This is a genomic window from Novosphingobium sp. (assembly GCF_025351285.1).
Taxonomy (GTDB): domain Bacteria; phylum Pseudomonadota; class Alphaproteobacteria; order Sphingomonadales; family Sphingomonadaceae; genus Novosphingobium.
The window spans coordinates 1-14,185 of record NZ_JANXWG010000067.1; the positions used below are offsets into that span (position 1 = coordinate 1).

Genomic DNA, 14,185 nt, shown 5'->3' on the forward strand with positions numbered 1-14,185 from the left:
GCCATCATGCGGAGCAGGTAATAGATACCCGCGCCGAACGCGACGAAGTAGACCACCACGAACGCCAGCAGCGAGGCGGCAACCGCAGGCGCGGCCAGCGGCGAGTGCGATTGCGCGGTGAGCAAATGGCCGTAGACCGTCCACGGCTGGCGGCCGACTTCGGTCGTGACCCAGCCCGCCAGCACCGCGACGAAACCCGATGGGCCCATGACGAGCGCGGCGCGGTGGAACCAGGTCCATTCGAACAGCTTGCCCCTCGCCCGCGCAAGCAGGCTCCACAGGCCCAGCCCCAGCATCGCAAAGCCCAGCCCGACCATGATCCGGAACGACCAGAACAGGATCGCCACTGGCGGCTGCTTGTCAATCGGGATGGTATCCAGCCCGGCCATCGGGGCGTTGAGATCATGCTTGAGGATCAGCGACGAAACCTTGGGAATCTCGATCGCATAGTCCATCCGGCGCAGCGCGGGGTTGGGGATGCCGAACAGGATCAGCGGCGCGCCATCGGGGTGGCTGGTGTAGTGCCCTTCCATCGCCATGATCTTGGCGGGCTGATGCTCCAGCGTGTTGAGCCCGTGCGCGTCGCCCGCGAAAATCTGGATCGGCGCGACGATCGCCGCCATCCACATCGCCATCGAGAACATCGTGCGCGCGCCGGGGTTGGTCCGATCCTTGAGCAAGTGCCACGCACCGACCGCACCGACCACCAGCGAGGTGGTCAGGTACGCGGCGATCACGACGTGGACCAGCCGGTAGGGAAAGCTGGGGTTGAAGATGATCGGCAGCCACCCGCCCGAAGGCACGAACTGCCCGCGCGCGTTGATCGCGAAGCCGACCGGGGTCTGCATCCACGAATTGACGCTGATGATCCAGGTCGCGGAAATCAGCGTGCCGGTGGCGACCATCGCGGTCGCAAACATGTGCAGCCCCTTGCCGACCTTGCTGATCCCGAACAGCATGACGCCCAGGAACCCGGCCTCGAGGAAGAACGCGGTCATCACCTCGTAAGCCATCAGCGGGCCGACGACCGGCCCGGCCTTGTCCGCAAACACCGACCAGTTGGTGCCGAATTCGTAGGACATCACGATGCCCGAGACGACGCCCATCCCGAACACCACCGCGAAGATCTTGAGCCAGTAACGGAACAGGTTGGCGTAAACCCCCTTCCCCGTTGTCAGCCACAGCGCCTCCAGCACCGCGAGATAGCTGGCGAGGCCGATCGTGAAGGCGGGGAAGATGAAATGGAAACTGACCGTGAACGCAAATTGCGCGCGCGCCAGCGTGACGGCGTCGGGGAGAGTCATGACAGCAGGCTCGTCAGCATATGCACCTCACGGCGCGGACGCGCCTGGTTGGAGGAGAGCGACGGTCACGGGGATTGGTTCTCGTGATCGGCGTTAGCTAGCGCCGATCGGTGAGCCACCACAACGGGGCGATAGGGCAAAAATGCCGGGAGTTGATGCAAAACGCGCAAGGAGATGCGCGTCAAACGTCGGCAGGTCCGTCACGCGCCTCGTCGCCGACGCCCTTGGCCACGAACTGGTCGAGCAGCCACGATGCCGCGGGGCCGGGCGGGCAATCGCGGCGCCACACCGCTGAAAAGCGGTAAGTGCCGCCAAGGTGATCGGGCATTGTCAGCCGCACCAGCGTGCCGCGCGCAAGATCGTCTGCCACCATGCCCAGCGGCATGTTGCCCCAGCCCACCCCTTCGCGCAGCAGCGCGTGCTTGGCGCCGAGATCGGCCAGCCGCCAGGTTTTCGGGCTGATCACCGCGAAATCCTGCCCTTCGGTGGTGCGCGATCGATCGCTCAGCACCAGTTGCGTGTGATCGCGCGCCGCGCCAGGCGGGATGGTGGCCATCGCGCCGAGTGGATGGCTCGGCGCAGCGACAGGCACCATCAGCATGGAGCCGGCAGCGGTGCGCTCAATCCTGTTCATGGCACCTGCGATCGGGCCCGAGATGCCGAGGATCGCCTGCCCCTCGCCCACCAGCGCGGTCACCCCGCCGAGCGCCTCGACGTGGAGCCGCAACTGCACCGTGGGGAATTCGAGAGCAAATGCGCGCAGCACCGCGCCCAGCCGCTCGGCCGGCAGCATGACATCGACCGCGAGATCGACTTCGGCCTCAAGCCCGTCGAGCAGACCCTTGACCTTGGCGCGCAAGCCATCGACGCCTTGCGCAATCGCGCGTGTTTCGGCCAGCAGGGCGCGGCCGGCGGTGGTGAGCACTGGCTTGCGCGTGCCTTCGCGGTCGAACAGCAGCAGCCCGAGCTGGCTTTCGAGGTTGGCCATCCCGTAGCTGATCACCGACACCGCGCGGCCCAGCTTGCGCCCTGCCCCCGCGAAACTGCCGGTGTCGACAATCGCCAGGAAGATACGCAACTGGTCGAGCGTGGGGTTGCCAGGGCCGTTCATGAAGTCTTGGGCACTGTTCAAGTTCCTCGAATGGTCGGGCCGAATTTATCCGGCTAAAACTCGTGAGCGGCAAGCCCTACATGGCGGTCATCAGGTGGTTCACATCACCGCCGCTCGGAGAAAACCCATGATCGACCTGCGTCCCTTCGACACGCTCGGCGCCGCCAACCACGGCTGGCTCGACGCGCATCACCACTTTTCGTTCGCCGATTACCAAGATCCCGCGCGCACCCACTGGGGTAACTTGCGCGTGTGGAACGACGATACGATTGCGCCGCAAACGGGCTTTCCGCCGCACGGCCACCGCGACATGGAGATCATCACTTATGTCCGCTCGGGCGCGATCACGCACAAGGACAGCCTCGGCAACGAGGGCCGCACCGAAGCCGGCGACGTCCAGGTGATGAGCGCGGGCACCGGCATCCAGCACGCCGAATACAACCGCGAGGACGTGCCGACGACGCTGTTCCAGATCTGGATCGTGCCGACCCGGCCCAGCGCCGCGCCAAGCTGGGGCGCGCGACCGTTCCCCAAGGGCGACCGTTCGGGCAAGTTCGAGACGCTCGCCTCGGGCAATGACAACGACGGGGACGCGCTGCCCTTGCGCACCGATGCGCGCGTTCTGGGCGCCACGATCAAGGCCGGCGAGACGGTCGAGTACCCGCTCGGCGCCAGCCGCAAGGGCTATCTGGTGCCGGCGATCGGTGCCGTCGAAATCGAGGGCGTGCGGGTCAACACCCGCGATGGCGCGGCCATCAGCGATACCGAAGTGCTCCGCGTGACTGCGCTGGAGGATAGCGAAGTGGTGCTGGTCGACGCAGCGTGATGGATGGGCGGGCGCGGACCATTCCGCGCCCGCCTCGCTGTCTCAATCCCCGTCGTAGGCGCTGGCCTTGCCGGTGGTCAGCGCCGCGCCATACCCTTCGCTGCCCGAGCCTTCCCACCACAACGGGGCGCGCTTGCGGGTGCCGGTCACTTCTTCGTTCAGAGTGGCTGAGTCGTACAACCGCCCGCCCAGCATCACCTTGCTGATCTTGTCGCTGTTGCGGATGTCCACGGTCGGATCGGCATCGAGCACCACCAGGTCGGCCAGCTTGCCCACCTCGAGCGAGCCCACGTCCTTGGCGTAGCCAAGCGAAGTCGCGGGCAGGATGGTGGCCGCACGCAAGGCTTCGATCGGGCTCCAGCCGCCGCGCACGAAGCTCCACAGCTCCCAGTGCGAGCCCAGCCCCGATTGCTGGCCGTGCGCACCGATCGACACCTGCACGCCCTTTTCCATCAGCTTCTTCGCCTCGCGCGCGCTTCCCGCATCGACATAGTCGCTTTCGGGCGCGATCTCGCGGCGCACGTTCTGCGCTTCGAGCCGCGCGGGCGGCTCGTACTTGCTGAGGATCGGATGCTTCCACACTTCGGTATGCGCGCGCCAGTACGGATCGCCCGCCGGGCCGCCGTATGTCACCACCAGCGTGGGGGTGTAGTTGGTTTTCGTCTGGCTCCACAGGCTGACCACGTCGTCGTAGAAATGTTCGGCCGGCACGTTGTGCTCGACGGTGGAATTGCCGTCCTGCACCAGCGTCATGTCCATCGTGAACAGCGATCCGCCCTCGGGCACCACTTCCAGCCCTTCGGCCTGCGCGGCCGCCACCACCATCTGGCGCTGTTCGCGGCGCGGCTGGTTGTAGTTCTTGACGCTGTGCGCGCCTTGCGCCTTCAGCCGCCGCACATCGGCCAGCGCGTCTTCGTAGCTGTTGATCTCGGCGTAAACGTCGGCTTCCTTGGCGCCGTAAATGATCTCGCCGGTCGAGAACGTACGCGGCGCCAGGATCTTGCCGGCCTTCTGCATTTCGGCCGCCACGAAGATCTCGGCCGAGCGGGCCGAGGGATCGTGGATCGTGGTCGTGCCCATCGCCAGGTTGACCATCGCCGACCAGTTCTGCTGCGGGATCAGGTCGTCATCGCCCTGGGCCCCATGCGCGTGCGCATCGATCATGCCGGGAATCACGGTCTTGCCCGCAAGATCGACCGTCTTCGCGCCCGCCGGGATGCTCACCGAAGCGCGCGGGCCGACCGCGACGATACGATCGCCGCGCACAACGATCACGCCATCATCGATGATGCCGCCATCCTTGCTGGCCATCGTGACGATCCGCGCGCCGGTCAACGCCACGGTGCCGGTCGGTTTGTCGGCGGTAACGTCCATCGCCAGCGAAACCCCGGCCTTGGGCGCCGCAAACTTCGGCGCATCTTCAGCCGCCGGTGCATCGCGGAACAGCGCAACCGTGTCGGCCGAGAACAGCGTCGGACCGAGGCTCCAGTTGAGCCGTTTGCCATCGTTGGACCAGTTGATGAAATCGGCGCCATCGCCGCTGACTTGCGTGGCGGGCAGCGCGCCGCCCTTCTTGTCGGCGTCGACCGCTTGCGTGCCCGGCATCAGCGGCATCACGAACGCCTGGTAGTTCTGCCGGAACGCGACATATTCGCCGCTGGGCGACACCACGTAGTCATTCACCAGATCGCCGCTGGCGTGGACGTGCTTGGCTTCTCCGTTCAAGTCGGTGCTGACGAGCTGGCGCTTGTCCTTCTCGTCGGTCACCAGGAAAATGCGGTCGTTGGCCGCGCCGAATTGCGGTTCTGCGCCGTCCTTGGTGATCCGCACCGGCGTACCGCCGTTGGCGGCCACGCGATAGACGCCGGGATTTTCGCTGCCGCGCGCGGCCGTCAGCCCGCCGCCGCGCCCGCTTTCGAACACGATCATCTTGCCATCGGGCGAGAACCTGGGCCGCGCATAATGCCCGGCCGAAGTCGTGACATCACGCGCCGCACCGCCGCCTGCCGCAACCGTGCGAACGTGGCCCAGGCCGGCGTCAGTCCAGCCGACGAAGGCAATGGTCCGCCCATCGCGCGACCATGTCGGCCACAATTCCATCTCGGCCTCGTCGCCCTTGACCAGCCGGCGCGCAGTGCCGCCCGCCATGTCCTTGAGCCACAGCTTACCGAGCGTTTCGAACACCACGCTGCGCCCATCGGGCGAAACGCTGGCCCAGCGCGGCATCCTGGTGGTAAAGCGATCGGGCGCGACGTCGATCTGCGGGTGCGTGGCGTCGATCACCACGCGGGTGTCGTTGACGCGGAACGGGATCACCGAAGCCCCTGACCCATCGGCGCCAACCTTGTTGATCTTGCCGCCCGCCCAGAACACAAGGCTCTTGCTGTCGGGCGTCCACGCCATGTTCGGATAGACGCCGGTGATGGCCCAGGTTTCCTGCACATCCTGGTCGAGCGGCGCGTAAATCTGCCGCTCCTCGCCGCTGGCCATATCCTTGACCCACAGCGTCGAGCGGTTGTGCACGCGGCGCACGAAGGCAATGCGCTTGCCATCGGGCGCCGGTGTCGGCCGCACCGATCCGCCCACGCCCGAAACCGCCGTCGTCACTTCACCGGTATCGATGTCGTAGCGTTCGATGTTGAACAAGTCGGTGCGCGAATTCTGCGCGTATTCGAAGATCGGGCCGGGGCTGACGTTGCGCGTATAATAGATGTGCTTGCCATCGGGCGCGTAGATCGGCTCGCCCAGTTCCTTCTGCAGCGCCTCGCTGGCGCGCTTGACCAGCAAGACGCCGCTGCCGCCCGAGACGTGGTAAAGCCACACCTCCCCAGTGCCGAGCGAACGGCCGGTGGTGAAGTGCTTTTTCGCCACGATGAAGCGCCCGTCGGGCGACCATGATGGCTGGTTGAGCAGGCGGAAATCTTCCTTGGTGAGCTGTCGCCTGTCGCTGCCGTCGACGTTCATGATCCACACGTTGTCGCCGCCGCCGCGATCCGAGACGAAGGCGATGCGCTTGCCGTCGGGCGAGAAGCGCGGCTGGTGTTCGTAAGCCAGACCCTCGGCGATCCGCGTCGGCGCGCCTCCACCGATGGGCATCGTATAAATATCGCCGAGCAGGTCGAACGCGATCGTCTTGCCATCGCGGCTGACATCCACGTTCATCCAGGTGCCGTTGTCGACGTTGATCGGCACGGTGTGAGTGACCATCCCGGTCGGCGCGTTGACGTCCCACTTGGGTGGTTTGGCAGTTTCGGCCAGCGCAGCGCTCGAACAAAGGCTGGCGGCGATCACGGCGACGAAGGTGCGGGTGCGGATGGTCAAGCTGGTTTCCCCTGTAACTTTCGCACGGCTCATATCGCGTCGCACGGCCGTCTGCCAGCCCCCCTTGCTGCGGTTGGGGGCGCTCTGGAGAATGTTGCATCGCAGCAGTTGGGTTTCGGCTTCAGGAATGCTAGGCGCGCCGCCATGCTTACCATCAACAATGTCACCGTCCGGCTCGGCGGCCGCACGATCCTCGACCGCGCCAGCGCGAGCATCCCGCCGGGGGGCCGCGTAGGGCTGATCGGGCGCAACGGCGCGGGCAAGTCCACGCTGATGAAGGCGATCATCGGAGAGATCGATCCCGACGACGGCGACATCGAAATGCCGCGCCGCACGCGGCTGGGCTATATCGCGCAGGAAGCGCCGAGCGGCACCGCCACCCCGTTCGAAACCGTGCTGGCGGCGGACACCGAACGCGCCGCGCTGCTCGAAGAATCCGAGACTTGCCACGATCCTGACCGGTTGGGCGATGTCCACGAACGCCTGCTGGCGATCGACGCGTACAGTGCGCCGTCGCGCGCGGCACGCATCCTGACCGGGCTGGGCTTCGAGGAAGACATGCAGGGCCAGCCGCTCGACAGCTTCTCGGGCGGGTGGAAGATGCGCGTCGCGCTGGCCGCGTTGCTGTTTTCGCAGCCCGACGTGCTGCTGCTCGACGAACCATCGAACCACCTCGATCTTGAAGCGACGCTGTGGCTGGAGAATTTCCTCAAGGCCTATCCCGGCACCTTGATCGTGATCAGCCACGAACGCGACCTGCTCAACAACGTGGTCGATCACATCGTCCATCTGCAGGGTGGCAAGCTGACGCTGTACCCCGGCGGCTATGACAGCTTCGAGCGCCAGCGTGCCGAACGCGCGGCGCAACTGGCGTCGGCCAAGGCGTCGCAGGACGCCCAACGCGCGCGGTTGCAGGATTACGTCTCGCGTAACAGCGCGCGTGCCTCCACCGCCAAGCAGGCGCAATCGCGCGCGAAAATGCTGGCCAAAATGCAGCCGATCACCGCGCTGATCGACGATCCGACGCTGAGCTTCGACTTCCCCAACCCCAGCGACTTGCGCCCGCCGCTGATCACGCTCGATCTTGCGGCTGTTGGCTATGGCGAGAAGACCATCCTCCAGCGGCTGAACCTGCGGATCGATCCCGACGACCGGATCGCGCTGCTCGGTCGCAACGGCAACGGCAAGACCACGCTGGCGCGGCTGCTGGCGGCGCAATTGCCGGCGATGGAAGGCTCGATCCACCAATCGGGCAAGATGCAGATCGGCTATTTCACGCAGTACCAGGTGGAAGAACTGGCCGGCGACGCCACCCCGCTCGAACACATGACCCGCGCGATGACGGGCAAGACGCCGGGCGCCATCCGCGCGCAGCTTGGCCGGTTCGGCTTTTCGGGCAACCGCGCGATCGCGCAAGTCGGCACGCTGTCGGGCGGCGAGCGCGCGCGTCTGGCGCTGGCGCTGGTGACGCGCGATGCGCCCCACCTGCTGATCCTGGATGAGCCGACCAACCACTTGGACGTCGATGCGCGCGAGGCCTTGGTGCAGGCGCTCAACAGCTACGAAGGCGCGGTGATCCTGATCAGCCACGATCGCCATATGGTCGAACTGACGGCGGATCGACTGGTGCTGGTGGATCACGGCACCGCGGTCGATTATCCGGGCAGCATGGAGGATTACATCGACTTCGTCCTCGGCCGGAACCAGCCGAAGAATGGAGACGCCAAACCCAAGGCGAGCAAGCAGGGCAAGAAAGCCAATGCGCAACAGCGCGAGGCTGAGCGAGCGCTGAAGAAAAAGGTCAGCGAGGCCGAGGCGGCGGTGTCCAAGTTGCAGGCGCAAGTTTCCGCGCTCGACCGCGCGATGTTCGATCCCAAGAGCGCCGCGCCCGATCTGGCGCGGCTGGCGATGGGCGAATTGTCGCGCCGCCGCGCCGCGCAGGCCGATGAACTGGAGCGCGCAGAGGCGGCCTGGCTGCTGCTGAGCGAGCGGGCGGAACAGGCGGCGTGAGTGTAGCCTTCAGGCGCGAGAGCGACGAGGAGCATCTTGAACCGAGCTACGCGATCCCGATCCCGCCTGGCCGCAACCTGGTGACGATAGCAGGGCGCGAGATGATCGCAGCGAAAGTGGCCGAACTGGAGGCGCTCCCGCCGCCGGTCGATGACGAGAAGGCGCGCAAGGCGTTGTGGCGTGATCTGACTTACTGGCGCCAGCGGCTGGCCACGGCCGAAATGATGCCGGTCCCATCGGGCGAGGTGGTCGAGTTCGGCTGCCGGGTGCGGCTGCGGCTCAAGGGCAAGGAGCGCGAGATCGTGCTGGTCGGCAGCGATGAAGCCGATCCGGCGCAAGGCAAGCTGGCCTACACCGCCCCGTTGGCGCGCGCAGTGATGGCGGCGGCGGCTGGCGATTGGGTCGATTTCAATGGTGAGGAAGCGGTGATCGAGGTGCTGGCGGTGGAGCCGGCCTGACCGGAAACACCATCGCCCGCCTCACTCCCCGTTCGTCCAGAGCTTGTCGAAGGGCCGTCCTTATTCTGCGGCCTCGCAAAAAAGGCAGCCCTTCGACAAGCTCAGGATGAGCGGTATTTTTACATCCTGACCTAGCCGCGCGGCCCGTTCGGAGGACCTTTGCGGTGCGGGCGTGGCTTGCCGCCACTCGGTCCACCATGCGCCGATCCTCCATTAGGCCCACTCCGCCGATGCTCGCGCGCGGCCTCACGCGGGGCTTCGCCGGGCTCGATACGGATGCCGCTCTCGTCGTCACCCTCGGCGTTGGCGGTGCGGATCAGCGCGCTGGCGAACTTGTCCGCCACGTTGCGCGGCACCTGGAAGTGCGTTTCGGTCATGCCGATGCGGATCGCGCCGATATCATTGCGGGTGATGTGCCCGCGGCGGCACAGCACCGGCAGGATCCAGCGCGGATCGGCGTTCTGGCGGCGGCCGATGTCCATGCGGAACCACACGGTGTCCTCGAAGCCGGGACGGTGGCGTTCGGCCTGCGCGGCGCGTTGGGCTTCGGGGTTGCTCGGCACCAGTTCTTCGGGCGCGGGCATCTTGGCGCGGTGCGCGCGGACCAGTGCGGCGGCGATGTCCTCGGGCGACATCTTCGCCAGCAATTCCTGCGCCAGCGCGCGATCGTCATCCTCGATCTCGACCGGCTGGAGCAGGCCTTCGAGCAGTCGCTCGCGGTCCTGCAGGCGGATCGCCTCGGGCGTGGGCGCCGAGAGCCATTCGGCCTCGATGCGCGCCCCGCGCAGCATCATTTCAACCCGCTTGCGGCGCGGGAACGGCACGATCAGGATCGCGGTGCCCTTCTTGCCCGCGCGCCCAGTACGCCCCGAACGGTGCTGGAGAATTTCGCCGTCGCGCGGGATCTCGACGTGGATCACCAGGCTGAGCGAGGGCAGATCGATGCCGCGCGCGGCCACGTCGGTGGCGACGCAGACGCGCGCACGGCGGTCGCGAAGGGCTTGCAATGCGGCGTTGCGCTCGTTCTGGCTGTGCTCACCCGACAGCGCGACGGCGGCGAACCCGCGTTCGACCAAAGTGGCGTGGAGGTGGCGGACGTTGTCGCGCGTGGCGCAGAACAGCATCGCGGTTTCGGCTTCGTGGAAGCGCAGCAGGTTGACCACCGCGTGCTCGATTTCGGCTGGCGCGACGGTGACGGCCTGGTAGCTGATGTCGCCATGGCCGCGGTCCTCGCCAGCGGTGGAAATCCGCACCGCTTCGTGCTGATACCGTCGGGCGAGCGCCACGATTGGCTTGGGCATGGTGGCCGAGAACAACAGCGTGCGGCGGCCGTCGGGGGTGCCGTCGAGGATCTGCTCCAGATCCTCGCGGAAGCCCATGTCGAGCATCTCGTCGGCTTCATCGAGCACCGCCACGCGCAGCGCCGAAAGGTCCAACGCGCCGCGTTCGAGGTGATCGCGCAAGCGGCCCGGGGTGCCCACCACGATATGCGCGCCGTGGTTGAGCGCGCGGCGCTCCTTCATCGGGTCCATCCCCCCGACGCAAGTCGCGATCCGCGCGCCCGCCTTGGCGTAGAGCCAGGCGAGCTCGCGGCTGACTTGCAGCGCCAGTTCGCGCGTGGGCGCGATCACCAGTGCCAGCGCGGTGGCGGGCGGCGGCAAAGTACCGTCCTCTGCCAGCAATTCGTCTCCCATCGCCAGGCCGAACGCCACGGTCTTGCCCGATCCGGTCTGCGCCGAAACGATCAGATCGCGCCCGCGCGCCTGCGGTTCGAGCACTTGCGCCTGGACGGCGGTGAGCGCGGTGTAACCGTGCGCGTCGAGCGCATCGGACAACGGAACGGGAATGTCTGGAAATGTCATCGTTTGTCTGGACCCTGCCGCCGGTGCGATGCCGCAAGCTTGCGCCCTGCCGACTGTGCCCGATCGTTATGATGCGTCCCGCGAGCGGGAGGTGATGATGTTCCGCGAGCGCGCCAAAAGCGCGAGTCCGGAAACATTGTTGGCAGCGCCCTAGCCGCAATTGGTTGTCAGCGCTAGCCCATAGACTTTGGCGCAAGATCTCAACCGCGCACGAGTCGAGTAATCGCGCATGGCACAGTACGGACTGATCGAAGCCGGCGGTACAAAGGTGCTGCTTGGGGTTTCCGACGCGGCAGGCGCAATCTCGGCGCGTCACCGGATCGCGACGACGACGCCCGAAGAGGTGATCGGCGCCGCGATCGGCTGGTTTCACGAAAACCTGCCGCATCCGACAGCCATCGGCATCGCGTCGTTCGGCCCGCTCGACCTTTCACCGGGAAGTGAAACCTGGGGCCACATCAGACACACCACCAAGCTCGGTTGGAGTGGGGCCGACGTCGTCGGGCCCTTCTCCCGCGCATTCGCCTGCCCGGTCGGGATCGAAACCGATGTCAATGGCGCAGCGCTGGCCGAAGCGCGCTGGGGCGCGGGGGCAGGGTCTGGTTCGCTGCTCTATCTCACCATCGGCACCGGCGTAGGCGGCGGGTTCGTCAGCGACGGGCGCCTGCTCCACGGGCTTTCGCACCCCGAAATGGGCCATATTCGCGTGCCGCGCCATGCCGATGACGCTCAGTTTGCGGGCGTTTGTCCTTTCCACGGCGATTGCCTCGAAGGGCTGGCCAGCGGGCCGGCGGTGATCGCGCGGTGGGGGTGTTCGCTGTCCGAATTGCCGCAGGAGCATGCGGGCGCCGCGATGATCGGCTGGTATCTGGGCCAGGCGGTGTGCAGCTTCCAGGCGGTTATGGACCCGGCGCGGATCGTGCTGGGCGGTGGCGTCATGGCAACGCCGTGGTTGCTCGACATGGTCAAGGCCGAGGCGGCAACCGCGGGCGGCGGGTACTTCGTGGGCGATCCGGCCGCGGTGGTGGTCGGGCCGGGGCTCGGGTCCGATTCGGGACTGTTGGGCGCGTTGGCGGTCGCACTGGCGCTTTGATCGGCCGGTGCGCGGCCAGAGGCCGAGCCAAAAACTAACTTTCGTTACTGTGTTGCGGAACTCTTTCAATTCCCATGCGTTCTGTAGGCGGTTAGTGTGTAGCGGCTAAAACGTGGGGGTGGACCAATGATCAATTCTAGAAGCAAGCATGGCACTTCCAAATGGATCGCTTGATGCCAGGCGATCGCATCAAGAACATCGCCGAACTGGCCCGAATGGCGGGCGTATCGGCCGGAACGGTGTCTCGGGCGCTGGCGGGCAAACCGCTTGTCAACAAGGACACGCGCGAGAAGATCCAGTCCATCGCCGACGAGCATGGCTTTCGCCCCAACCAGATGGCGCGCCGGTTGCGGACACAGCGGACCGGGGTGATCGGTATCGTGGTGCCGTTGGGACACGAACAGCGCCAGCATTTGTCCGACCCGTTCTTCATGACGATGCTGGGTCACCTGGCCGATGCGCTGACCGAAAGCGGCTATGACATCATGCTCAGCCGCGTGATCCCCGATGCGCACGACTGGCTCGAACGGATCGTCGATTCGGGCATGCTCGATGGTGTGCTGCTGATCGGGCAATCGGATCAGATCGAAGCGATCGAGCGCGTTGCGGCGCGGTATCGCCCGCTTGTCGCGTGGGGCAGCACCCTGCCGGGACAAGTCCATTGCTCGGTCGGGGTCGACAATCGGGCGGGCGGGCGACTCGCCGGCGAGTGCCTGATTGCGCGCGGATGCAAGCGCCTCGCGTTTTTTGGCGAGGTGCGCACGCGCGAAATAGAACAACGGCTTCTTGGGCTTGAGGATGCCGCTCGCGATGCCGGACTGGCCGTTCCCTTACAATTCGAGACGCATCTTGCATCGGACGTGATGCCCGCCGAGATTGCCGCACATCTCGACGCCGCCTGCAGCGCGTTCGATGGTATATTCGCTGCATCCGACGTGATTGCAATGCGGACAGTGCGCGCGCTGGCCGATCGCAATATCGCGGTTCCCAACGCCATGCCGGTGGTGGGCTTCGATGATCTGCCCTTCGCCGAGCAGACCGTCCCGCGCATCACCACGATCCGCCAGGACATCGCCAAAGGCGCGCGGTTGATGACCAAGGCGTTGTTCGAACGCGTGGCCGGCGTCGATGCGCCATCGACCCAGATGGAACCGTTGCTGATCCGCCGCGATACGGCCTGACCATGCGGAGCCAGCCGCAATTTGCGGCCTGATCGCGGTTTAGTGCGATTGACGAGGGGCTGGCCCCGCGAGTTCTTGGCTTCTTCACGCAACAACCATCCAGTTCGGACGTGACCTTTGCGGTGGGTGCTAGCCCACATGGACGATGCGGCGTACCACATCGGGCCACGGCAGGCCAAAACGGCTGATGCATCTCGCAGTCGCGGCAAATTGATATGATTCGTGCCAAAAACGTGCGATAGGCGGCGGTGTCATCAGGCAATCCGGGGGGATTGATGCGTTCCGGATCTCCGCCATTCCGTGCAGTCCGGCTGTCACAACAGCGATTCGCCAGCGACGTTTGCGGCAGTTGCGAAATTGTACGTAGTGGCACCTAACACAATCAAATCTGGTTGTAATTTTCTCCATATTGGAGATATCGCGTTGCAGCATTTCAAAGGCTCGATTCGATGACCTCAAGCACCTGGCACGTGGCGGAAACGCGCCCGAGAGCTGAAGTCCTGGCTCAAGCCAATCTTGAAAGGCAGGGTTTCTCCTGTTTTTGTCCGCGTTTCCAAAAGACCCGCCGTCATGCGCGACGCGTTGAAAGCCTGTTGGCGCCGGTCTTTCCCGGATACATTTTCATAACCTTCGATCCACGCCGCGATCACTGGTCGCCGATCAACGGCACCACGGGCATCCGGCGCCTGGTCGGGTCGGCGGCAGGCGCGCCTTATGCAATGCCCGAAAGCGTGATGTCGGCGCTGTTCGACCGGTGCGAAGGCAGCGTGATCCAGCGCATGATCCCCGCAATGGCGCCAGGCCAGCAAGTCAGGCTGGCGAGCGGACCGTTCGCGACCGCGCTTGCCACGATCGAACGCCTTGATGACAACGGCCGCGTGCGCGTGCTGCTTGACATTCTGGGCGGCTCGGTGCCCACTCGTGTCCACATACGGGACTTGGAACCCGCATGACAACATCGACGATGTTCCGTATGGCAGCATTGTCGCGAACCCGCTGGGCCGGTGGTGTTCGTGGCT

At 65.7% G+C, this 14,185-nt stretch carries 10 protein-coding genes; 6 read left to right on the top strand and 4 right to left on the bottom strand.

The features are described from left to right. Both Q0R16_RS08025 and Q0R16_RS08030 read right to left on the bottom strand, forming a co-directional pair. On the bottom strand, positions 1-1,304 hold a 1,304-nt coding region (locus Q0R16_RS08025; protein WP_295634692.1), incomplete at its 3' end, for a cytochrome ubiquinol oxidase subunit I. 181 nt (positions 1,305-1,485) lie between these two features. Then, on the bottom strand, positions 1,486-2,415 hold the full coding sequence (locus tag Q0R16_RS08030; RefSeq protein WP_295634695.1) for a LysR family transcriptional regulator: 930 nt from the start codon (positions 2,413-2,415) through the stop codon (positions 1,486-1,488). A gap of 127 nt (positions 2,416-2,542) precedes the next feature. Here Q0R16_RS08030 and Q0R16_RS08035 point away from each other — a divergent pair, with 127 nt between their 5' ends. Then, positions 2,543-3,241: a pirin family protein gene (locus Q0R16_RS08035; RefSeq protein ID WP_295634699.1), complete on the top strand. Its 699-nt coding sequence runs from the start codon at positions 2,543-2,545 to the stop codon at positions 3,239-3,241. Positions 3,242-3,283: 42 nt separating this feature from the next. On the opposite strand, the gene Q0R16_RS08040 is transcribed toward Q0R16_RS08035, so the two are convergent. Then, positions 3,284-6,448, bottom strand: coding sequence for an amidohydrolase family protein (locus Q0R16_RS08040; RefSeq protein WP_295634785.1), 3,165 nt, complete (start codon positions 6,446-6,448; stop codon positions 3,284-3,286). Between the two features lie 258 nt (positions 6,449-6,706). Between Q0R16_RS08040 and Q0R16_RS08045 the strand changes: the two genes are divergently transcribed. Together Q0R16_RS08045 and Q0R16_RS08050 are read left to right on the top strand one after the other, a co-directional pair. Beyond that, entirely contained in the window at positions 6,707-8,572 is a 1,866-nt protein-coding gene (locus tag Q0R16_RS08045) for an ABC-F family ATP-binding cassette domain-containing protein (RefSeq protein WP_295634702.1), read from the top strand. Continuing rightward, positions 8,569-9,030, top strand: a complete 462-nt coding sequence (locus tag Q0R16_RS08050) for a GreA/GreB family elongation factor (protein ID WP_295634706.1) — start codon at positions 8,569-8,571, stop codon at positions 9,028-9,030. The genes Q0R16_RS08045 and Q0R16_RS08050 overlap by 4 nt, the downstream gene beginning before the upstream one ends. Before the next feature lie 131 nt (positions 9,031-9,161). Here Q0R16_RS08050 and Q0R16_RS08055 read toward each other — a convergent pair whose 3' ends face one another. Beyond that, entirely contained in the window at positions 9,162-10,892 is a 1,731-nt protein-coding gene (locus Q0R16_RS08055) for a DEAD/DEAH box helicase (protein WP_295634709.1), read from the bottom strand. 229 nt (positions 10,893-11,121) lie between these two features. Between Q0R16_RS08055 and Q0R16_RS08060 the strand changes: the two genes are divergently transcribed. From Q0R16_RS08060 to Q0R16_RS08070, 3 genes are all read left to right on the top strand, one after another. After that, positions 11,122-11,985 carry an ROK family protein gene (locus Q0R16_RS08060; protein WP_295634713.1) on the top strand — a complete coding sequence of 288 codons (864 nt, stop codon included), beginning with the start codon at positions 11,122-11,124 and terminating at the stop codon, positions 11,983-11,985. Positions 11,986-12,158: 173 nt separating this feature from the next. Next, positions 12,159-13,166 carry a LacI family DNA-binding transcriptional regulator gene (locus Q0R16_RS08065; RefSeq protein WP_295634715.1) on the top strand — a complete coding sequence of 336 codons (1,008 nt, stop codon included), beginning with the start codon at positions 12,159-12,161 and terminating at the stop codon, positions 13,164-13,166. A 449-nt stretch (positions 13,167-13,615) separates the two neighbouring features. Continuing rightward, positions 13,616-14,119 (top strand): transcription termination/antitermination NusG family protein, encoded by a 504-nt coding sequence (locus Q0R16_RS08070; RefSeq protein WP_295634718.1) that lies wholly within the window; start codon positions 13,616-13,618, stop codon positions 14,117-14,119. Positions 14,120-14,185: the final 66 nt, after the last annotated feature.

What these genes read in the sequence shown, in the direction of transcription:
- Q0R16_RS08045 (WP_295634702.1), top strand. Translation starts at nt 6,707, where the DNA reads ATGCTTACCATCAACAATGTCACCGTCCGGCTCGGCGGCCGCACGATC.
- Q0R16_RS08055 (WP_295634709.1), bottom strand. Translation starts at nt 10,892, where the DNA reads ATGACATTTCCAGACATTCCCGTTCCGTTGTCCGATGCGCTCGACGCG.
- Q0R16_RS08040 (WP_295634785.1), bottom strand. Translation starts at nt 6,448, where the DNA reads ATGGTCACTCACACCGTGCCGATCAACGTCGACAACGGCACCTGGATG.
- Q0R16_RS08060 (WP_295634713.1), top strand. Translation starts at nt 11,122, where the DNA reads ATGGCACAGTACGGACTGATCGAAGCCGGCGGTACAAAGGTGCTGCTT.
- Q0R16_RS08030 (WP_295634695.1), bottom strand. Translation starts at nt 2,415, where the DNA reads ATGAACGGCCCTGGCAACCCCACGCTCGACCAGTTGCGTATCTTCCTG.
- Q0R16_RS08070 (WP_295634718.1), top strand. Translation starts at nt 13,616, where the DNA reads ATGACCTCAAGCACCTGGCACGTGGCGGAAACGCGCCCGAGAGCTGAA.
- Q0R16_RS08065 (WP_295634715.1), top strand. Translation starts at nt 12,159, where the DNA reads ATGCCAGGCGATCGCATCAAGAACATCGCCGAACTGGCCCGAATGGCG.
- Q0R16_RS08035 (WP_295634699.1), top strand. Translation starts at nt 2,543, where the DNA reads ATGATCGACCTGCGTCCCTTCGACACGCTCGGCGCCGCCAACCACGGC.